The following is a 21,190-nucleotide window of genomic DNA, read 5'->3' on the forward strand; positions in this document are numbered from 1 at the left end:
TCGGCTGGCAGTTCGACCAACAGAGCAAGTAACTTTACCCTGTGGTGGGTCGGCGCATCAATACTGGCTTTGGTTGGTCTCAGTGGTTATCTCTGGTTCCGATAATTTGTGTAACTCCAACTCGTCGTCCAGCATCTGAACAACGTTAACATCGTTTCCGAATACCCTTCAATGACCAGCATTAAAAGTCACTCCGCATCGAGAAACCATCGACGCACAGCCGGAAACGCCTGACAATCGAACACATGCAGCAGACCGCCAGCGAGCACGGTGGTCAATGCCTGTCTGAAACGTATATCAAAAACTCGCTGCCCTTGAAGTGGCAATGTGCCAGCGGACATCAATGGCTGGCTGTTCCTATGTACATAAGAAAGGGCAACTGGTGCCGCACTTGCGCTCGCATTAAACGACAAACGGCCACAGAGCCGCGCGAACATACAAGCCGGCAGCGCCTAACGATTGAACAAATACGGCAGATCGCCAGTGAGCGCGGCGGTTTATGCCTATCTGATACGTATGTCAACAGCAGAACGCCGCTGCTGTGGCAATGCGCAAAAAAACATCAATGGCAAGCGACATCCCTGTACGTCAAAAATGGAAGTTGGTGTCGGATTTGTTATTACGACCGACTGCAAGAGATGCAACAGCTTGCCAGCCAACGCGGCGGCGAGTGCCTCTCCAGCGTCTATGTTCTTAGCACCACGCCGTTGTTGACCGTGAGGCGGTTCAGCAATTTCGAAAGCAGGACAGTGAAGGAGCAAGAGAAGCTCGTTGCAGCACTGAAGTCGCTTGAGGGCATGATTGAGGATTCAATGTTCACGACAAAAATTGGCAAAGAGTTCAGTTACGATCAGGTCGAAGCGGCCATGGCTTACGAATCGCCCGAGGGGGAGAAGGCTGTATTGGTAACCTAGGTGCCGCCTGGCTTTGGCCTTGGGTGGACGACGGCGTTGTATTTGTGATGCAATCCAGTGGCGTTTTTGATGCGACTATTCAGGCAGATTCCGCGTCCTCCTCGGACCAAGTCGCGAAACTCAAATGGCGTTGCTCTCACCGACTTGCTCCATCAGCAGCCCCCTCGCATACTGCGTCGGCGGCAGTCCGACATGGCGGGTGAAGGCGACGCTGAACGTGCTTGCGGAACTGTAACCCACGCGTTCCGCAACTTCGGCGATAGCAGTTTCTTTCCGCCGCAGCAGGCTTTTTGCCAAAGCCATTCGCCAGGTGAGCAGGTATTCCATCGGGGCGACACCCACTGCGCGTTTGAATCGCTCGAAGAACGCCGAGCGGGAAAGGGCAGCCTCCTTCGCCAGCTGTGCAACCGTCCATGGTTCGGTCGGACTTTCGTGCATGCGTCGTATCGCGAGTCCGAGGCGGGCGTCGGCAAGTCCGCGCAAGAGGCCCGGCGACGCCGCAGTTCCCGCCGTGGAACGCAGGGCTTCGATGAGAAGGACCTCCAGCAGGCGCGCCAGGATGACGTCACGCGCGGGCCGCTGCTCGCGGGATTCTTCTCCTACAAGCTGCACAAGGGTAGCCAGCCGCCTCTCGCCGCGGACGTGCACGAGCTGCGGGATGAGCGAAACCAGCAAGTCCGCGTCAGGCGAACCGAAGACGCAGTGACCAACCAGCAAGCGGACGTCAGGCGGGCCGATTTCGATGCCGAGTCTGTATTCGCCATGGGGCAACAAAATGGGAGGGCGGTCGGTGCCCTCGGATGTCGTCGGCTCGAGGCTTGACATCGTGAAGCCATACGCAGACGGGATCAGGACAAAATCGCCCTCCTGGAGAGTGACCGGCTCGTGTCCGTCGACTACAAGGCGGCTGGAGCCGGTGAGGATCACACAGTAGAAGGGTTGCCCGAACTCCGTGCGGCGAACGTTCCAGCGGCCGGCGCCGCTGACGACTTTCGAGAACGGCGCGCCCGGCTGGAGCAGTGTGACAACCTCTGCAAGCGGGTCGACCAGGTTGATCATTTCCGGACTCCTGCAAACGAAACATGGACTCTGGATTGTAGCAGGTCCGGCTTCAGTCACTTATAGTTTCAATACCACACACCATCTACAGGAGTCCCCATGAAAACAGTTTTAATCACTGGATGCTCGTCCGGCTTCGGCCTCGACACCGCCAAGTACTTCCTCGATCGCGATTGGAAAGTCATCGCCACCATGCGCACCCCGCGCGAAGACCTGCTGCCCCGTTCCGAGCGCTTGCGCGTGCTCGCCCTCGATGTCACCGATCCGCACAGCATTCGTCAGGCTGTGGAGGTCGCAGGGCCGATCGATGTACTAGTCAACAACGCAGGGATCGGCTTGCTGGGCGCCCTGGAAGGCACGTCGATGGAAACTGTTCGCGAGGTCTTCGAAACCAATACCTTCGGTACGATGGCCGTGACGCAGGCGGTGCTGCCGCAGTTCAGGCAACGCAAGGCCGGCGTCATCGTCAACGTCACGTCGAGCGTGACGTTGAAACCACTCGCTTTGCTGGCTGTCTACACCGCGAGCAAGGCGGCGGTCAATGCGTTCACCGAGTCGCTTGCGCTCGAACTCCAGCCCTTCGATGTGCGGGTGCGCCTGGTGCTGCCGGGACGGGCGCCCGAAACCCGCTTTGGCGAGAACGCCCGGCCGCGGATGCAGAGCGGCATCCCCGAGGCATACACCGGCCTGGCGCAGCGTGTCTTCGAAGCATGGGGGCAATCGTCAGAGGTCACACTGTCGCAGGACGTGGCGGAAGCGGTGTGGCGTGCGGCGAACGACCCGTCGTCCCCGCTTCGCATGGCTGCCGGCGCTGACGCCGTGGCGTTGGCCGAGGCAAGTTGAACCTGTACTGCCCGACGACGAGAACCGGGCAGCCGTTTACTGACTAGCTAGCGCTAGCGGCGCGGCACGCCATCGCGCCATTCACCCCAATGCGTCGCAATGTCTTGCACCAGCGGATTACCTGCGCGGTACAGATTCTCCGTCGCCGGTACAAAACCGCCCTGGTCGGCATAATTGAGCAGGTTGTCGGCGCTGGTCTGGCCCTGGTACGGCCTATCGAAATCAGAACCGGTGCGCAGCGCCGCGACGCGGTTAAGATCCACCCGTTTGATACTCGCGGCGCGCTTCAAGGCTTCGAATGTCGCATTGTCTTCCTGCGCGGTCATGCAATACACGCCCTTGCCGTCGGTCAGGATCTTGGTCCAGTCGCGCGCGCGCTGGCCGAGCCGGGTGCCCGACCACCAGGTATTGCCGGAAGCGATATCGCATTGCACGACCGAAGGCGGCTGGTTGGCCGGGGCGTAGTTGAACTTCGAGCGCGCTACTTGCGCCTGCGGGCTATCCGCCAGCACCACGTTACGCGACAGTACATACGCGGCATCGGCCAGTTTCGCGTTTAGCTGGAACACTTCGTTGCGATAATCGAGCGGCGGCTTTTCGGTGGGGCTCTTGGTGTTGATGCCGAGATAGCCGGTATTCCAGCCGGCTGGAATTTCGCGCGCATCCAGTTCCCACTGGATGCCGAAATCGACCAGGTATTTTGCCCATGCGGCGGAACCGACGGTGCCTTGCGCCGGATCGACGCCGGCGATACCGGAGATCAGGAAGTAGGTGTGGCGCAGATCGAAACGCGAGGAGAAGGTCAGCGCCATGATCGAGGCCGACGCATTGGCGTAGCCCATGCCGGTGGTGATCACGCAGACATCTTGTTTGTTGCAATGCACATCGGGATAGTCCGGCGACAGGCCGGGAACAGATATGGTTTTCCACGGGCCGATGCGGTCCAGCCAAGCCTGGCCTTCGGGGCCGAACATGGTGATGATCATTACCTTGACCGGACGGCCTTGCGCAGTGGCGTCAGCGAGGGCGTCGCTGCCGGCGTTCTGCGCGATCGACGGCACGGCGCTGCAAGCGGCAAGAGATAAAACTGCTGCGGAAAATACAGAGCGAATCAGCATTGGTTTTCCTTATGGTTATAGGAGTGATGTGGATGAGAACAATTGCCGGCGCTGAGCCGGTACTGTTCCGGCCATTTATGCCTAAGGTCGGGTTTTAATTTTACGACATTAAATGCCATATGGAAATTAATTTGGCATGCGACCCGTAGCCGCCAGTACGATATCGATCAATAAAAAAAAGCCCGACTTTTTGAGTTGGGCTGATTTGGGCTGATGGTCTTGCTACGGCCTGTTGCGGCCGTCATCATCCGGCCGATATGACTAGCGCGGCGCTGTCTCCGCAGCCGTGGTGCGCGGCGGTGCATTTTTCACATAGGTGTCGAACCAGCGCAGCATTTCATACACCAGCTGCTCGTTCGATTCCATCGCTGCGTACCAGTGCGGCTCGTGCGGCAGCAGCACCAGGCGCGTGGTGCCGCCGTTACCGCGGATGGCCTCATAGAGTTTGCTGGATTGGAGCGGCGTAGTGCCGGGGTTGGCGTCGTCGGCGCCGTGCACGATGAGCAGCGGCGTCTTCATCTTGTCGGCGTAAAAGAACGGCGACACCTTGAGGTAGACATCCTGCGCTTCCCACACCGAGCGCTGCTCGCTCTGGAAACCGAACGGCGTCAACGTCTTGTTATAGGAACCGCTGGTGGCGACGCCGGCACGGAACAGGTCGGAATGCGCCGTCAGGTTGGCGGTCATCAGTGCGCCGTGGCTATGGCCGGTGACGCCGATGCGCTCGGGATCCGCCACACCCAGCCGCACCGCTTCATCCACTGCGGCCTTGGCGTCCGCCACCAATTGTTCCATGTAGGTGTCATAGGCTTTTTTCGGATCGCCGACGATCGGGAATGCGGCGTTGTCGATGATGGCGTAGCCGGCCAGCAGCAGCAATTTGTATTGCCGCAGGCGTGTAAAGGTCTCTTGCGAACCGGAGGTCTGGCCGGCCTTCGATGCATCGGCGTAATCGAGCGGATAGGCGTACAGGATAGTCGGCACCCGTGTGCCTTCTTGATAGCCAGGCGGCGTGTACAGCGTAAACGACAAATCGAGACCGTCGGCGCGTTTGTACTTCACCAGACGCTTCTTGATCTGCCGTACTACCGGCGTCGGGTCAGGAATATGCGTGATGGCGACGCTGTTCGACGTGAACGCTGCCTCGCCGGCGGCGGCCTCGATCGGTGTGCCCAGCTTACGGGAAAACGCGTTCGGCGCATCGGTCACCGATTGCCGCCAGGTGAGGAACGTATTCGCATCTTTTCCGGTGAAGGCGACAAACTGCTCATAGGAGGTTTTGTCGCTGCGGAACAGGCGTTCCGATTTCAGCGTCTTGAGATCGAGTCGATCGAGGAACGGACGGTCGCCGTCGGCCGAGGCGCCGACGCCGCTGAGGAAGATGGCATCGCCATCCTGGCGCATCACCAGGGCGCCGTTCGGCAGCTGACGCCTGACGGCGGCGCCCGGATTCGCATACTTCTCGTCGGTCGACAGATCCCACAGCAGGCGCGGTGGCTGCTGCGGATCATCGACATTGATCACGAAGGCCTTGCGCCAGTGCTTGTTGCGATCGTATTCTGTCATCAGCGCCAGGCCGGGCTGCTCGCCCCAGGCGATGCCGACATAACGCTGCTCGGTGCGCATCAGCTCCAGCGGCGCCGAGCTGAATGGCGCCTTCTGCAGCATCAGCTTGTCGCGCGCCGGTACTTTGGCTTTCCAGTCGCCGCCGTCCAGCGCTTCAGCCCAGACCAGGGTCGCCGGTTCCGTCGCGCGCCAGGAGAAATCGCGCGGTCCGAGCGGGACGCCGCCGATCGGCACCCGGTCTGCCAATGGCAGCGAGGCGATGTGATGCACCGCCAGGTTCTGACGTTTGGAAATATCCCAGACTTCCACTTCCTGCGGGAAGCGGTCAAAGGTCGTGACATAGGAGTACGGTTTGCGAATCGACGTCACCAGCAGGTGCTGACCATCCGGCGCCGCTCCCAGCGACTCGTAACGGCCCACGGCGCCGATCGGCGTGACCGCGCCGCTATTGGCGTCGACCAGCGCCAGTTGCGCGCTGGCGTAGTAATCGAACAGGTCCTCGTCGTGCTGGTTGCCCAGCGTGTCGCGGTTTTCATAGGTACTGCTTTGTCCTTTGCCGCCGTCCGATTCCTGGATGCTCGGGCCGTTCGGCACCGTCGGTTCCGCCGGCGCTGGTCCTAGCCGTTGTGGCACCGTCTTGACCAGCAATGTCTTTTGGTCTGGCATCCATTGCAACTCGTCTTCCAGCATCGGATTCAGGCGCAGGCCCGGAATACGACGGATGGCGCCGCTAGCCGCGTCGCCGATCCACAGGTCAACCGAGTTTGCGGTGGTGTTTTCAAAAGCGAAACGTTTGCCGTCGGCGCTCCATAGCGGCCGGTTCGGGCAGGCGTCCGCAGGCAGCGCGATGCGCGTCTGCGCGCCGTCGGCGATCCGCACCAGCTCGAAACCGCTGGCGCAGGGAGTGATGCCGTAGCCGCCCGGGGTATCGTGCTTGCTGTGATTGCCGGGCTCGACGCGCACCCCTGCCAGGCGCAGGAAAGGCGTCGCCACCCGGGAGATTGACGGATAGTCCTGCCAGGACACCAGCAGCATGTGCTCGTGCGTCGGACTGACAACCGGCGTCGGTGGCGAGGGCGCGCGCATGACGTCGAGAATATTTTTTGGCGGCTGGTTGTAGCCCGAGACGGCGGTGGCCGCCGTTGCGGGCGCTGCAGCCGGCAGCGGTGAGGCTGCCTGCGCCGGGAGCGGGATCGAGGTTACGCCGGCCGCACATAGTGTGACCCAAAGACAGGTCAGGGTGGATTTTATTGCCATCGGTTTCCTTGATGTTGATTCGTCTGCAATACGGTTTTGTCAGGTTTGTGAGTGACCTTACCGATATTGCCATTTGAGATCGAAAAAAGGGCCACTTTTGAGCAAAATTTTTACATGTCCAAGGATCCGCGGTAAGCGCGATAACGAGCTTGGCATCCATAAAAGGAAAATCCCTCCGTCCAGGTTCGGACGGAGGGATGTCTGGCGACCGCTCAAGCCAGCGGACGAATGGGGTCGAGGACTTCTCGCAGTGTTTAGAAAATGTACTTCATCCCGGCCGAAACGCCTTGCAGGTTGCCGCCGGCAAAGCAATGGGGCGCACCGCCGTTCGGATCGAATCCGGTCGTATCGGGATTCGACGCATCATGGCAATCCGTGGTGACGCCCCGTCCGCCGGCGCCCAGATCATAGTGTGCCGATCCATGATTGGCAGTCATTGCGTAGTCAACATAAGTGCTGAAGTTCCTGTCGACCTGGTGCTTCCACGCCACGGTATACAAATTGGCGGCATTATCGGAACTCAGGCCACCGGGCGTATTATGCTGGCCGGGATCGCCGGGAGCCTGGTTTGCATGCCCCCAGCCAAAATGCAGGCTGTCGCTTGCGGATAACTCCTGGCTGAGTGCGAGCCAATAGCCTGAACGGCTGCGTTCGTTTTGATAGTCCAGATAAGCCGGAACATGTCTTTTCATGTTTTCATAAATGGCGCTGATAGTGGTCTTGCTCGGGAATTTATACTGCACGTCTATTTTCGCAGCATCTTCATCGGCCACATCATTTGGATCGAAGGTAGGAAGATCGCTGGTCCGGTTGACGCCTTTATGCTTCTCATATGCTACGGTCAGATACAGCGGACCAGTGGTGTAGGACAGGCTGGCGCTATATGCATTGCCGTACGAGCCGTCATTGCATGCTGCGGGCGTCGCGCCGCTACCGGGGATATTGCCGCCGCTGCAATCGCTTTCGCCGGCAGCGATATTGCTGTTGTCGTAACCCCGGTTCTGGCCCGGAGAAATCAGCGCGTTGAACGAAAAGCCGTGCATGTCGGGCGATTCGTACCATAAGGCGTGATCGAGCCGGGTGCCGAATTCGACCCGGTTATCGCCGCCGGTATTGCCCATGATGACGGCGTAATCGCCAAGCATGCCGCTGAAGGGGTTCATGCGCGCGGTAGATGTCTTGTAAGGCGCATCCGTCTTGCCGATCTTGAATGCGCCCATGGCCGGAGACTCGATGCCAATGAAGCTGTTCCTGGATGTCAGGCCGCCCTTGACGGCATTGCTGGTATTGCTGTTGGTGTCGCCGGTGCCGGAAGAGCACCGATTGCGGTGCATGCCAAGGCGGAGCTGAGCGCCACTTTACCAAGATTCGCCATGCTTTTGTCTCCTTTTATTATGGTGTAAGGAGGCTTAACACTAGAAACTTTTCGCAACCATGTACTTAACCGGGATCAAGATTCCAAAAAAAACGGATATATCGATGGCGCTTTTTTCCCATCCGGTTTGCCGTTGTTTTTCAGGCTGTAAAGTAGAGTTGATTTTATGATCATCAGCCGGACGGAGGCGGAGCAGGGGTGATAGAGCCTGGCACTCCCGCAGTCTTTTGTTGCTCGAAGGAGTTTTTTCTTGAAAAGATAGATAATGGAAAGCGCCGAATTCGTTGGAACATTCACAAATGAAGACGGGTGACCGGCCAATGTGCGCCCGATGTTGGCTGGTCCGGTCCGAAATTACCTGCCGATTTACTTTATCCATGATTGGAAGAACATGATCTCCCCCCGAATCTGCAAACCGCTTCAGATCGCTGTTTTATTCGCCTGCCTTGCCATCACGGCCTTCGGCTCGGCGCCGGCGCTGGCTGCTGCGCCTTTAGTGAAAACCCCCGCGCCCGGATTTTTCCGCGTCATGCTGGGCGACTTTGAAATCACCGCGCTCAATGACGGCACGCTCGATCTGCCGGTCGAGAAAATTCTGACCAACACCACCGAGGCCAAGGTGGAGCAGGCCCTGGCCAAGTCTTATCTGGCCAGTCCGCTGGAAACATCGTTCAACGGCTTCCTGGTCAATACCGGCAGCAAGTTGATCCTGGTGGATACCGGCGCCGGCACGGGTTTCGGTCCGACCCTTGGCAAGCTGGTGGCCAATCTGAAAGCCTCGGGTTATCAGCCGGAACAAATCGATGAAATCTACCTCACGCACATGCATGCCGACCACATCGGCGGCTTGACAGTGGATGGTCAACTGGCCTTTCCAAACGCAATTGTGCGCGCGGACAAGAATGAATCCGACTATTGGCTGAGCGAAGCAAACATGGACAAGGCGCCGGATGGCGAAAAAGGCGCGACCAAAGGCACGTTTAAAAAAGTAAGAGCCTTGTTGACCCCGTATATCCAGGCCGGAAAATACAAACCCTTCGAAGGCTCGGTCGAACTGACGCCTGGCATCAGTTCTTCTGAAAGCCCCGGTCATACGCCAGGCCATAGTGGCTATATCGTTGAAAGCAAGGGACAGAAACTGCTGCTGGCGGGCGACGTGATTCACGTGGCGGCGGTGCAGTTCGAACAGCCGACTGTGACGATTTCATTCGATAGCAATAGCAAGCAGGCCGAGGCTGAGCGCATCAAGGAATTCAGCGATGCCGCCAAAAAAGGCTATCTGGTCGCAGGCGCCCATTTACCGTTCCCAGCCATGGGACATATCAAGGCCTTGGGCAAGGGCTTCCAGTGGGTGCCGGTCAATTTTACGCAGATGCATTGATCCAAATGCCAGGGCCGCGCCCCGCCAATACCGACAGCGCCGACGGCTCATTGATCATGATGGATCCCAGAACCGGCTGGACCACATCCGGCTCGCTGCATCCACGCACTGAAATGCGTGAAAACGCCACTTGGGCGGCCACTGGAACCAACCTTCTGAACGCCACGGTAAAAGTGTCGCAAGTGCCTGACCATACGACCATCGGCCAGATTTTCCAAGGCAGCGGACCCAGCAAACCACTCTGCGAATTACAAATTACGTCGAAGGGGAAAATCCAGCTTTTGCTGGAAAATACCAATCAGGGCGGCAGTGCAAATATTTACCCTGTCACCAGCGTGCCGCCGGGAACCAAGTTCGACTATCAGCTGCAATTACTGAATCGTACGGTGACGGTTACCGCAAATGGCGTCGTCAAAGCCTTTACGATAGATGCCAGCTTCGCGGGAGAAAAATTCTATTTCAAGGCTGGCGATTACGACCAGACCGCTGTATCGGGTACGCCTGATACGAACGCCGGGACCATTGTGCATTTTTATGCGTTGAATATTACACATGAATAGTCGTGACCGAGAATGGGCAGTCCTTCTCCCGGCTATGCAGGCAGGGGTTAATTGGTGGAAAGGTCTGCGTCACGCCGTGAAAAAAAACGACTGGATCCGTTGGAATGTATCGTGATATTCGATAAACGACTCACCAGCAGATTGCAGTGATGCGATCTGCACACACGACGTCATGGCGAGTCGGCCGGGTAAAATTGCGTGAACTGTCTGATTAATTATCAGCAGTGATTATTGACAATTTCCGGGTCATAGTTGACTGTGACTTTGGGGTTGATGCTGTTTCTGATAAATAGCGTCACCGATATTTGTCCCTGAAGATTGCCGAAATCGTTAAGGCGGTAGCCGGTCCCATTCTCGATCGAGCTGCCGACCAGCTGGCTGCCGGTGCCAGCGGTATTGTCCATGTAGCCGGCGAAGTAGTATCCGCAGGCTATCGACGCGGGATCGAGCCAATAACAAATCGCGCTTAGTCCGTTTACCGAAACCACCTCGGGTACCACGGTCGGTGCTGCGCCGGTATTCAAGTTGACGGCTACCTGTTGAATCAGGTTTGAATCTGTCGCATGTAAACTCATTATGCCTCCCTGGCTAATTGTGGCTTGAAAGATAGTCGATATAGCCATGCTCACGGTAGCCGATTTGCTGCAGCCGCGCTTTGGCCGCGTTGAATATAGCATCGTTCCTGAGGCAAGCGTGGATACGTGTCCAAGGATCGAGCAGGCGATAGTCGCTGCTCTGCGGCGCATCGTTGGCAATCAGCTCGCGCGCTTGCGTGCATGCATTGTCAACGGCGGTCCTGTTGTTGGTTTTTGCTTCAAGGTCGGCAAGCACCAGCCAGCCATTTACCAGGGCCAGACGGTTGACGAGGTTCGATGGATTGCGCGTCAAGGTCTGCGTCAAGCGGGTTTGCGATTGCATCAGTTGCTGCCTGGCGTCCTGGTCGCGGCCAAGAGCGAGCAGCGCGATGGCAATGTGCTGCTGAACTTCTCCTTCCAGGCGTGACCAGGTGATATTTTGCGCATCGTGTTGCACCAGAGCGCGCGCCGTCTTGGCAATCTCCTGTAGCTGGGGCAGGACGTTGGAAGTACCTGCCTGGCGCGCGGCGATGTGCAAATCTTCTAGCTTTATCAGCGCTGAATTTCTTTGCCATCCGAGATTGGATGGTTCTTGCTGGAGCGCCAGGCGATAAAGATTTTGCGCGGCCAAGAGCTTGTCGAGCGCGCTTTTATCTTGTCCCAAGGCGAGCTCAAGACGAGCTTGCCCTTGCAGCGCCAACGCCAGGCGGTTGCTCCAAAGCGCGTCTCCGGGCGCTGCCGCATGCAGGCCATCGAGAATCTTCAGCTCGCGTTTATGCAACAGCATGGCGGCATCAAGTTCACCCAGCGTTTCCTTGGTTGAGCTCAGCCACGACAGGCCGTTGGCTAGATCGGCCGCCAAGGTACGGTCTTGCGGCTTGCTTACGGTGGCTTTTGTCTTGAGCTCGATCGATAGCAAAAACTCGCTGGCGGCGTTGCGTGCATCGCCGCGTTCCAATGCCAGCGAGCCCAGGCTGCTGTGCGCATACGATTGTTCAATCCACCAGTCGACATTGTCCGGCTCCAGCGCATGCAAGCGATCGCTGTAGTCCTGATATTGTTTGAAGTACATCTCGGCCTGGTCGCGGTCGCCCTGTTCCATGGCTATCCTGCCGAGCCAGAACGAATTGGCGCCAAGGTTCTTCAACACTTCGGCTTCATCAGGAGCGATCGCATTCTGGCGCAGCAGCGTAGCGTGGGCGGCCAGCAGCGCTTCGTTGGCTGCCTTGGGGCTGCCGCGCTCGACATTCACCTCGCCGATCAGCTGTAATGCTTTCGCGCGCTGGGTCAGCGAGGTGGAGCTTAATGTTTCTGCGTCCGAGGCCGATAGATATTGCAAGGCTTTGGCGCTGACGGTATCGAGCAGGTCCAGCTTGCCGATCGGCCTGAGTTTGTCGACAAAATCTCCCAGCATGAAACCCATCAGATTTTCTGCCTCGGCGCGCCGCTGCTGGGCGACTTGCTTGGCGCCGACGGCGCTGACGCCCAATCCGGCCGCCAGCAATGAGAGACAGACAATCGCCAGCATCACGCCGATACGCAGGCGATCGCGCAGTTTTGTTTTCTTGAGTGATGCATGAATCAGCGCTATCTCATCCGCCGACAGCGAAAACGCCGGCATTTTCAGCAAGCCGAGTGCTTCGTCAAGCTGCTTGCCGCGCGGTAGCAACAAATCGCCGCCGCGTCCTTCGTTTACCCATCTGGAGGTCAGCAAGGCAGTCCGGCCGCGCACGCGCAAGGCATTGCGATGGGTTTCTATCCATGCGGTCACTCTTGGCCAGCGCCGTAACAGGGCTTCGTGCGCAACGCCGAATCCCGGCTCGTCGCCCACCAGTTCGCTGACGAACAGCCTGGTTTCCACCAGCGCTTTGACCAGTTCGTGCTCTGCCTCGGATTGCAAGGCTGACCAAGGCGCACGACGGCTGGTGACGACCTCCTCGTTATCGGATAAGGCGACCAGCAGGGACAGCACCCGCGGCAGGGATGCGCTTTGCTCCTGGGTTAGTGCATTGACCACTTCCTCCGCGCGCTGGCCAATGGCGCCTTCGACGCCGCCGAGACGGTGCAAGGCGTCGAAACTCAATTCACCGTCGGCGTTGCGCAGGCGATACAGTTCTTGCAATGTGTATTGCAGCAGCGGCAAAGCATCGGGGCTGGCCGCTGCGCTGGCGCACAAAATGTCATCGAGCCGGGTTTGCGATTGTGCGTCGACGCCGAAAGAGAGATTGGCGGCGATCACGGGCATGCGGATAATCTGCGCGATCTCGGCCGGCGACGGTGGGCTCAAGTCGAAATGCGCCCCTTGCGGCTTCCCCTCCATCAAGAGCGGATACTCGGCGAGACGGGGATAGAAGTCGTTGCGGCAAGCGATCACGACGATCACCTGGCCGCTGCGGGCCAGTGCGTCCAGCGTTCTCAAGAAAGAGTGGCGTTCCGGTTCTGAAATGTGCGGCAGCACGAACAGTGCTTCAAAGCGATCGATGAATAAGGCGAAACGCGGTTGGATGCGCTCGGTGGCGCCGTGCGCCAGCGCAGCCTGCAATTCAAGCATGAGCGACGTCAGGTCTTGCTCGAGACGCAGCCCCAGGGAGCTGCCGCTGGCGCCGGGAAAGACGTTGGCCTCATTCACCTGCCAATCGAGCAAGACGCTGCCTAGCGCAGTGAACAAGGGATGGCTACCCATTTCGGCCAGATCGAAAGTGATCGCAGACAGCACCTGGTGGCCGTTGTCGTGTTTTTGCGGCCGCATCAAGCTCGGCAAAAGTCCGGCGCGAACCAATGATGTCTTGCCGGAGCCGCTGGGGCCAAGCACCAGTGTCAAGGCGCGTCCCGACTTGATCTGGGCCGAAACTGCCTGTTGTACTTTGAAAATAGCGTCGCTGCGGCCAAAAAACAGCGCCGCATGTTCCTCGACAAACGGCAACAGGCCTCGGAATGGCGACCGGTTCAGCCAGCTGCCCGCCATTGGCTGGGTCAGCTGATTGCTTGGATAAGTCACTTCCGCAACGGTTCTGTAGCCGCGTTTGCGTATTGTTTCTATAAAGACCGGAGCCTTGGGGTTGTCACCCAGCGCGCTGCGCAATTGCGTGATGGTTTTGTGGACCGGATTGTCGCCATACAGGGTGCTGCCCCAGCATTGCAGCAACAGCTCTTCGGCACTGACCACCGCGCCTGCGCGGCTGCAAAGCGCCACCAGCACGTCCATGGCGCGCGGTTCCATCTGCCGCTTGGTGATGCCGTTGCCGATTGAGTTTGTCGCCGGATTTATTTCCCAATCCGCAAAACGGAAAACGGCATGTTTCATGTCAGGGTCACCAGTCATTTGTATGTTTGGACGCGTGCAGACGGCAAAGGCAAGCCATTTTTATTATTAAAAAACAAGGGCTTACAAACCGGAAGGTATTCGGAAGGTTAATTTGTCCAATTCCACCTAGAGTTTATCCCAGGAAACAAGATTTTGCTAAACGTCAACTCTGTTTCCGGGCCGGCCATCGCTTCACGATGACGCGTTATCAAGAAAAATTCACTTACCTGCCACCATGGATACGTCCGACCTGATGGATACACTTGTTGCCACTTCGGTAATGGAAGTGCTGGATTGCGTGCCTGCCATTCCTGCACCGGATGTCAAGGCGGCGCTGGCCCAGATACTGGCCAGCGGCGCTTTCTCCAAAGCCCAGCGCATGAGCCGCCTGCTCAAGTTTCTGATCGAGAAACGGGTCGCCGGCGCGCTCAGGGATACCAACGAGTACACCATCGGGATTGAAGTGTTCGATCGCGATCCGGCAGCGTACAACCCTGGCGAAGACCCCATTGTGCGGGTTCAGATCGGCCGCTTGCGCAAAAAACTCAGCGGCTATTACGCGGCGTTGGGTAATGCCGCCGACCTGATTTTTTCCATTCCATCAGGAAGCTACATGCCAGAAATACATCGGGCGGGAGCCGCAGATCCCGGTTTCAAGTCCAGCCATATGCTGGCCGTCCTGCCGCTCAAGTGCATTACGACCGATATCGCATCGGTCTCTTTTGCCCAAGGCTTGAGCGAAGAACTGAGTTTTCAGCTGTTCAAGGAATTCGGCAACAAAATCGTGTCGCATACCTTCGCCATGCCGGACCGCGCCACTGCAAGCGAGACCACGATAAAGATGGAAAGAGCCGGCGTCAGTCATTTACTGGAAGGCAGCATGCGCGTCGAAGGCGAGTTCATCAGGCTCTCTTTCCGCCTGGTGGATGCCGCGGCCGGCTGTATTGCATGGTCTGAGCAGTTCGACCGTCATGCGTCCCTTGCGATTTCGCTGCAGGAAGAGCTTGCCTCTGCCATCTGCGCGGCGCTGAAACATTATTTTGCCCACGGCTGACAGCGTCTTCGTTGCATTTCTTCGGACCGGCCACGCCCGATGTTACGGTAACGCCTCAGTATCGTTACCTGAAGATACTTATGTTTCGGATGGGCCGGCTTTACCTTTGGTGCGTGGGCTGTCGATGAGCAAAGACATGTCTCACAACAGAAGCCGTCTTTGTTGATGATTGCGCGATGAGTCCGCCGCCGGCACTCCGGCTGCACCATGGCAATCATCATTCTTGTCACCTATCTGAAAAGGAAGCGAATCATGGAACGTCTTATTACTGGTCATTTTCGCATTGGCAGCAACCTCCCTGGCGCACCTTTGTTCAAGCTGTCGCTCAGCTTCCTGGACGGTCACGCCCACGGCCAGGGGACCATCACGCAAGCCGTCAATCCGCCGTTGGATATCCACAGCCATCTGAGAGGCACATCCGCACTGATTGTCTCGGGCGCCGACACAAGGCAAATCATCACCTTGACCGGGCACGAATTCGTCACTCCCATGCCGCCCAATCCGGTCAACGTTGAATGCTCGATGTACCTGGATAGCAAGCAGCCGGGTACAGGCATGGCGACTTATCGCTATCTGGATGAAAAGAAGCAATGGGTTGACGTGCAAAACGTACCGGTGAAGGTGACCTGGATTCCGGTCGAGTGAACCGAAGATAAGCACCTGAAGGTATACAAATCGACAGAAGTCCCGTTCATCTGTCGCTTATCCAAGCTGCATCTGGATCCGTACCCGGGGACTTGGCGGTTTTCTGCCAGGTTCCCGCCCCTGTCATCACAATAAAAGGACTTCTCATGAGCGCCACCGCCTCCAATCTCTCCGCCGCAGCCTACGGCTACGACATGATCTGCGCCGTCACCGAGGACGGCATCAACGTCACCATGCTTGAGCTGCTTGCGAAGCAGAATCAGGAATTTTCAACTTGCTGGGCGGTAGACGAGCAGGGTAATACGGTCATCGTGCCATTGCAGCAGATCAAGGACGCCATAGGTGTCGATCCGTTTACTATCCCGGACGGCAGCGACTGGAAAGATCCGGTCATGGGTAAACTCAACGATGCCGGCTTCCTCTATGCCTTCAAGGCCAAGCTCGGACTCCCTGCCGGCGTGCCGCTGTCGCAGGTGCCGGACGTGATCAAGCTCAACAAGGGCAATTCACAGGTCACCTACCAGCTCTTCTGCGCCGAATTTTCGGTGATTGTGCTCAATTACAAACCACGCAACCAAAACACGTTCACCAACGCCACTCAGTTGCCGGGGACGCCATGGCTGTTCAACTTCATCGTCAACATGGACCTGAACCCTGCGGATGATACGCCGTACAGCAAGCTGCCGCCGGCGGCCCAGGCCAGGATCAAGAATGTGGATCCGGATACGATGTTCAGCGTCCAGCAGCTGCTGCTAGACGTCAGCACCCGAGCTCTGGAAGGCGCAGTAACGATCCCCGGCATGGATCCCGCCAGCCCGGCCTATATCGCGCTCACCGAGGTTTTCATCGGCGCCTATTGGGACCAGATGGCGCCCGCCAACAGCGTACTTGTCGGCTATTCGGTCGCGCCTGCGAAATCGGGTGTCGCGCCGAGCTCGCCGTCGATCGTGCCGACCGACCTGAATTTCGAGATCGACCCCTATCGGGATGCATCGGGCGGGGCAACCATCGAGGGCCTCAATACCCTCAACTATCTCGTCATGGCGAACAATTCGCCGATGCCGCCGGCGACGCCGTTCAACTGGAACTGGCTGGACCCGGCCGACGAGTCGAGTTATCACGGTGTGATGGCGGTCCGTCGCGACATTTTCGCCGCTTTCATGGGCTCGCTGATCAGTCCATGTTCCGCTCCGCTATCGATCGATACGACAATCTCCATGTCTCATAGCTTCGAGAGTTTTTCAACCGACATGTTCTTTGGGCCAAGCCCCACGCCGGCGCAATGGGCCGTCACGGCGGCAGGCACCAGCGCCGGTGCAGACGGCTACACGCCGATCCTGACAATCTCCTATGACCATCCGTCTTACGATGACGCTACGACGACATTGCACGACGGCCATATCAACGGCGACTTCAACTACACCCTGACCGGCGACGTCTCGGTCAACGCCGACCAGATCCGCCTGACCATCAACACGTCGGCTTACTGCGACTTCGAATATCACTGGATCGATATTCCGACCGCGAACTTCAGCGGCAACATCGTCAATCTCACCGTCGTCGCACACTACACGATGACGACCACGAATGACGGCACGATGGCGGTGACGACCTCGGTAAACGATCCACTGGTAACTGATACGTCGCAAGATATCGATGTCAGCACGTGGGATAGCTTTATCGGCCTGGATGACACTTCCGACATGATCAGGGACATCAAGACGCAGATGACCACGGCCTTGACCAGCTCGATCAGCAACATCGAGGGCCAGGTAGATGCGCTCCTGAACGGTTCGGGCGGCTGGATATATCCCGGCGGTAAAACTTTCTTCTTCAAAGATATCGCATTTTCGAATTTCCAGGACCTCGTCTCCCGGGTGACCTACGTCGATCCGAATTCGTCGACCAAGGCGGTCATCGACTGCGGCGCCTCCGAGAGAAAAGAGCACCTGGCAAAGCGCGCAGCGGCCGTTGAAGCCGGCGTTGCCGAACCAATCTTCAAGGTGGCATGATCATGACCAATTCAATCATCACCAGCTCCACGGAGCTCATGCGCAACTACAAACAGGCAGAGATAATGGCGCCTGATGCGAGTTTCGCGGCCCTGCAGACAACCGCCGGCAATGCCCTGCTGTTCTCGATCGGCACCGACGGGGTTTGCTACCTGACCCAGGAAACCACGGACGCCAAAGTGGGCTGGCAGCGATCCGCCTTCAGCGCCGGACTCGGCGCCGGTGGGGTAAAGTCGATTGCGGTCGCACAGAACCGCGATTCCGGGGAAATCGACATCGCCCTGGTCATGGCCGGAACGCCAAATGACAGCCTCTATCTCAGCCTGGGCAATTCGGCGGCCGATCTGGGCTGGACGGCCAATCCGGCCTGGGCAGCGATGCCATTCGACGCCACCGCTAGCCATACGGGACCCATCACCATCAACAACGTATTCATCAGCGAAGCTTCGGACGGTGAATATATCGTCGCTGATATCCTGCGCGACCAGGCCGACCCGGTGCCGCTTATCTCGCGCTACTATATCGATCCGACGCGCAAGCTTACCGGCCAGGCCTGGAACGCGCACGACGTAGCCGGCGATATCGAGGCGGCAAGCGCGCGCAGTGCTTTAGGACGGCGCAGCGGCGACCTCGTCGACGGCATATACACACTCGGCCGCGTCGTCAATCACGGCCAGCTCATGTACCAGCCGCTTTATAATCCGTTCCGCCCGAATATCGCGGTCAATCCGGTCGCGCTCGCCGTCCCCGGGGGGGCGATCGGGACCGCATTGTGTGCGGTCGCGGCCACAGGTAACGCAACTGATCTTTATGTCGCCTATGGGCAAACCATTTATTGCTACCCTGCCGACGCGCAGCAACAAGGTGGCGTCGGTATCACCCTGCTCGACTATCCCGTGCTGCAAGGTATCCAGTCCCTGTTTGGCGCGGCGAGCGCTACCCGGGTCATCCTCTGGGGCCTCAACCAGGCCGACCAGATTTTCTACACCAGCTGCCCGCTCGATTCGCTGCGCAATCCGGCCGCGTGGAGCGTGCCGCTGCCTATCTTCACCGGGGTCGAACAGGTCTCGCCCTATCTCAATCGGAGCAATGACGGTAACTGCTTCTTCGTTCACAGCGGAATGAACGACCTGCGCCGTGCGACCCAGGCGCCCGACACGACGACCTGGAAAGCGGAGAAGATTCTACTGCCGGCGCCGCCGGCGATGATCTCGCATAAAGGGACCTCCTACACGACTCGCCTGCAGCTCACCAGCGCCGACAAGCAGCCGCTGCCCGGCGCGGTCGTCCAATTGAGCGCGCAGCGTCGTGCCGGTGTCTATATCAACGGTCTTTATTACGTTCTCGACGCCACACCTATTCCCGTGCCGGCCGATGCCATCGGATCGATCAACATCATCGAGTGGATTGACGATCTTACCGGAACGCCGCTCAAGGTCGTCGGGCCGGACGGCCAGACGCTCGCGATCAATCCGATGGACAAGGCTTTCCAGAAGGCGGCAAGTCTCAACACCACAGACGCACTAAGCAGCGCCACCATTCCAGATCCTCAAGGCGGAGCAGGCCGGCCGCTAGTCGCACCCGGAACGAGCGACGCCGATCTCGCCGCAGCAGCCGGCGCCTTCGACCAGCTTGGCAAGGTGTATCAAACGCTTCCAGCGGACGGCTCGGTTGCGCTGAACTCGGCGCTGCGCCGCCAAAACGGCGGTATTCGCATCGCCCACCTGGTCTCGGTCAGTGCCGGGGCCGGCCACGCGCCGCACCCGCAAATGTTGGTCGGCGGCTTCCTCGATTCCATCGAGGTTGCGGCAGGCGACCTGTTGAGTTGGCTCGAGGATGCCGCCGATTATGTGGTCCATATCGTTCAGGATGCGGCCACCGATCTGTGGCATTTCATGGCCCAGATTGCCGGCGAGGTATACAGCTTCGTGCTCGACGCGGCAGAGAAAGTGGTCGGCGCAATAGTCGCCATCTACAATGCAATCAAGACGGCGATCGAGGATTTGATCGCATTCCTGGAATTCCTGTTCGAATGGAAATCCTTCGTCCGCACCAAAGACGTCTGCCAGAAGTTCGTCCTGATGTCGCTTGAGCGGGCGGTCCAGCGGATTGACACGCTCAAGGTCGATTTCAACAGCGTGCTCGAAGGCGCGCGCAGCAAGGTTGACGATTGGGCGGAAACCAAATCCGACGGCTGGCAATCCGGTGTCGCAAACGGCAGCCAGCCACTTGGCTTCATGGGCGCAGTTGCCGACATCGAGAACATCCTGACCGCGCCGGCAATGTTCCTCTATCATCATTTTGCCGACAATGTCGGAGGCGCCCAGGGAAGCGATCCGGGCGCCGGCAGCACCGGCAGCGCCATCGTCGACCGCGTGATCCAAGCCTTGGACAACGAAGGGGATATCCTGGTCGGTGCGCTCGGCCAGATCAAGTCGACGCTGATCGACGGTTCCTCCTTCTCCAATATGTCATTGGAAGACACGCTCAAGACGCTCGTCGCGATTGTTGTCGACGCTCTGCTCAACAGCACCGAGGATCTGGTCGACGCCATGATGGACCTGCTCGCCGCAGTCATCCAGGCGGCGATCGATGATTTGTCGACACCGGTCTGGATCCCGGTCGTGTCCGATATTTTGGAGGATTTCGGGGTAACGGTCGATTTCTCGCTGCTCGACGTGATCATGATGGTCGCCGCCATCCCTGCGACGCTGGGCTACAAAATCGCGCATGGCTCGGCGCCGTTCGAGGCGGGTGACATCAGCGACCAGATTCTCGCTGCGAGTACCCCTGCCGAACTGACTGCGGCCCTCAATACAGCCCGCGGCAGCGGCAAGCTGACGCTCGTCTCACCAGCCGCTTTAGGGCGGACGGAGACAACCGGGGGCGGCATGCCGCTGGCGATCTATGTTGCAGGCAATGTGGTCGCCGGTCTCGGTTCGATCGTCAATGCGGTACTGTCGCCCGGTTTGCTGATGGACGAGGAGGAGGGGGCGAGCTGGCAGCGGGCAGCGACTGCGGCCGCGTTGGTCACCGTAGTCGCCGATGGCATCGCTGGCTTCGTCGATGGCCCGGACCCGATCGTCAACAGCGAGGTTGCGATTCTCGGCCAATCCGTCACCGCTCTCACCATCGTCGGCAAAGTGGTCAGCCCGCTGATCGCCCGTAAGGTGTTCGGCGATCAGGTCACGACGGACCAGGAAGCGAAAATCGGCGCCGGGCTCGACGCAGTCCTTGCGTTGATTGCTTTGACTCCCGCCGTTTATCATTTCCAGGAGTTGTCCGGCGATCCGGCCGGCGCTCCGCGATCTGCCGCGATCGTCACCGAAACTGCGTCGATCGTCTCGTCGCTTGGCAGTATTACCGGCTTCTTTGCGGTGATCGATGACGATCCGGAATCGAAGGCCGCGCTCTCGGTGGGGGTCGGTGTTCTAGCCTTGCTCTATGGCGGATTAAAATTCGGCGCCGCTGCGATCAACCCGGAAAGCGATCAGGCAAGCGTCCCGCTTGTCCGCGCGATTGCCTGA

Annotated in this window: 14 protein-coding genes; 8 read left to right on the forward strand and 6 right to left on the reverse strand. The window is 58.6% G+C overall.

Annotated elements, in window-relative coordinates:
- The first annotated feature begins 245 nt into the window (after positions 1 to 245).
- Positions 246 to 914: a hypothetical protein gene (locus tag ABI171_RS14745; protein ID WP_348093300.1), complete on the forward strand. Its 669-nt coding sequence runs from the start codon at positions 246 to 248 to the stop codon at positions 912 to 914.
- A gap of 120 nt (positions 915 to 1,034) precedes the next feature.
- Here the strand turns inward: ABI171_RS14745 and ABI171_RS14750 are convergent, their stop codons facing one another.
- Entirely contained in the window at positions 1,035 to 1,964 is a 930-nt protein-coding gene (locus tag ABI171_RS14750; RefSeq protein WP_348093319.1) for an AraC family transcriptional regulator, read from the reverse strand.
- A 108-nt stretch (positions 1,965 to 2,072) separates the two neighbouring features.
- Between ABI171_RS14750 and ABI171_RS14755 the strand changes: the two genes are divergently transcribed.
- Positions 2,073 to 2,816, forward strand: a complete 744-nt coding sequence (locus tag ABI171_RS14755) for an SDR family oxidoreductase (RefSeq protein ID WP_348093301.1) — start codon at positions 2,073 to 2,075, stop codon at positions 2,814 to 2,816.
- Between the two features lie 53 nt (positions 2,817 to 2,869).
- Here ABI171_RS14755 and ABI171_RS14760 read toward each other — a convergent pair whose 3' ends face one another.
- From ABI171_RS14760 to ABI171_RS14770, 3 genes are all read right to left on the reverse strand, one after another.
- The gene (locus ABI171_RS14760) at positions 2,870 to 3,934 is read right to left on the reverse strand and encodes a purine nucleoside permease (protein ID WP_348093302.1); all 1,065 of its coding nucleotides are present in this window, start codon (positions 3,932 to 3,934) and stop codon (positions 2,870 to 2,872) included.
- A gap of 261 nt (positions 3,935 to 4,195) precedes the next feature.
- Positions 4,196 to 6,757: a prolyl oligopeptidase family serine peptidase gene (locus ABI171_RS14765; protein ID WP_348093303.1), complete on the reverse strand. Its 2,562-nt coding sequence runs from the start codon at positions 6,755 to 6,757 to the stop codon at positions 4,196 to 4,198.
- Positions 6,758 to 7,011: 254 nt separating this feature from the next.
- On the reverse strand, positions 7,012 to 8,091 hold the full coding sequence (locus ABI171_RS14770) for a porin (RefSeq protein WP_348093304.1): 1,080 nt from the start codon (positions 8,089 to 8,091) through the stop codon (positions 7,012 to 7,014).
- 432 nt (positions 8,092 to 8,523) lie between these two features.
- On the opposite strand from ABI171_RS14770, the gene ABI171_RS14775 reads away from it, so the two are divergent.
- Entirely contained in the window at positions 8,524 to 9,513 is a 990-nt protein-coding gene (locus ABI171_RS14775; RefSeq protein WP_348093305.1) for an MBL fold metallo-hydrolase, read from the forward strand.
- A gap of 5 nt (positions 9,514 to 9,518) precedes the next feature.
- Entirely contained in the window at positions 9,519 to 10,073 is a 555-nt protein-coding gene (locus tag ABI171_RS14780; RefSeq protein ID WP_348093320.1) for a polysaccharide lyase family 7 protein, read from the forward strand.
- A gap of 218 nt (positions 10,074 to 10,291) precedes the next feature.
- Here ABI171_RS14780 and ABI171_RS14785 read toward each other — a convergent pair whose 3' ends face one another.
- Positions 10,292 to 10,648 carry a hypothetical protein gene (locus ABI171_RS14785; protein WP_348093306.1) on the reverse strand — a complete coding sequence of 119 codons (357 nt, stop codon included), beginning with the start codon at positions 10,646 to 10,648 and terminating at the stop codon, positions 10,292 to 10,294.
- 13 nt (positions 10,649 to 10,661) lie between these two features.
- Positions 10,662 to 13,952, reverse strand: coding sequence for a winged helix-turn-helix domain-containing protein (locus ABI171_RS14790; protein ID WP_348093307.1), 3,291 nt, complete (start codon positions 13,950 to 13,952; stop codon positions 10,662 to 10,664).
- Between the two features lie 253 nt (positions 13,953 to 14,205).
- On the opposite strand from ABI171_RS14790, the gene ABI171_RS14795 reads away from it, so the two are divergent.
- The 4 genes from ABI171_RS14795 (at position 14,206) to ABI171_RS14810 (ending at position 21,190) form a co-directional block, all read left to right on the forward strand.
- Complete coding sequence (locus ABI171_RS14795; protein ID WP_348093308.1) at positions 14,206 to 15,006, forward strand: hypothetical protein; 801 nt, start codon at positions 14,206 to 14,208, stop codon at positions 15,004 to 15,006.
- Positions 15,007 to 15,258: 252 nt separating this feature from the next.
- A complete protein-coding gene (locus ABI171_RS14800) occupies positions 15,259 to 15,651 on the forward strand; it encodes a DUF1842 domain-containing protein (RefSeq protein ID WP_348093309.1) in 393 nt (130 codons plus the stop codon).
- 146 nt (positions 15,652 to 15,797) lie between these two features.
- Positions 15,798 to 17,663, forward strand: coding sequence for a hypothetical protein (locus tag ABI171_RS14805; protein ID WP_348093310.1), 1,866 nt, complete (start codon positions 15,798 to 15,800; stop codon positions 17,661 to 17,663).
- 2 nt (positions 17,664 to 17,665) lie between these two features.
- Positions 17,666 to 21,190: a hypothetical protein gene (locus tag ABI171_RS14810; RefSeq protein ID WP_348093311.1), complete on the forward strand. Its 3,525-nt coding sequence runs from the start codon at positions 17,666 to 17,668 to the stop codon at positions 21,188 to 21,190.

The sequence above is a fragment of the Collimonas sp. genome (assembly GCF_039923675.1).
Classification (GTDB): Bacteria; Pseudomonadota; Gammaproteobacteria; order Burkholderiales; family Burkholderiaceae_D; genus Collimonas.

Bases quoted from the DNA above. Each gene is read 5' to 3' on its own strand.
- ABI171_RS14765 (WP_348093303.1), bottom strand. From the start codon at position 6,757: ATGGCAATAAAATCCACCCTGACCTGTCTTTGGGTCACACTATGTGCG.
- ABI171_RS14785 (WP_348093306.1), bottom strand. From the start codon at position 10,648: ATGAGTTTACATGCGACAGATTCAAACCTGATTCAACAGGTAGCCGTC.
- ABI171_RS14790 (WP_348093307.1), bottom strand. From the start codon at position 13,952: ATGAAACATGCCGTTTTCCGTTTTGCGGATTGGGAAATAAATCCGGCG.
- ABI171_RS14760 (WP_348093302.1), bottom strand. From the start codon at position 3,934: ATGCTGATTCGCTCTGTATTTTCCGCAGCAGTTTTATCTCTTGCCGCT.
- ABI171_RS14805 (WP_348093310.1), top strand. From the start codon at position 15,798: ATGAGCGCCACCGCCTCCAATCTCTCCGCCGCAGCCTACGGCTACGAC.
- ABI171_RS14780 (WP_348093320.1), top strand. From the start codon at position 9,519: ATGCCAGGGCCGCGCCCCGCCAATACCGACAGCGCCGACGGCTCATTG.
- ABI171_RS14755 (WP_348093301.1), top strand. From the start codon at position 2,073: ATGAAAACAGTTTTAATCACTGGATGCTCGTCCGGCTTCGGCCTCGAC.
- ABI171_RS14775 (WP_348093305.1), top strand. From the start codon at position 8,524: ATGATCTCCCCCCGAATCTGCAAACCGCTTCAGATCGCTGTTTTATTC.
- ABI171_RS14770 (WP_348093304.1), bottom strand. From the start codon at position 8,091: ATGCACCGCAATCGGTGCTCTTCCGGCACCGGCGACACCAACAGCAAT.
- ABI171_RS14810 (WP_348093311.1), top strand. From the start codon at position 17,666: ATGACCAATTCAATCATCACCAGCTCCACGGAGCTCATGCGCAACTAC.
- ABI171_RS14795 (WP_348093308.1), top strand. From the start codon at position 14,206: ATGGATACACTTGTTGCCACTTCGGTAATGGAAGTGCTGGATTGCGTG.
- ABI171_RS14745 (WP_348093300.1), top strand. From the start codon at position 246: ATGCAGCAGACCGCCAGCGAGCACGGTGGTCAATGCCTGTCTGAAACG.
- ABI171_RS14800 (WP_348093309.1), top strand. From the start codon at position 15,259: ATGGAACGTCTTATTACTGGTCATTTTCGCATTGGCAGCAACCTCCCT.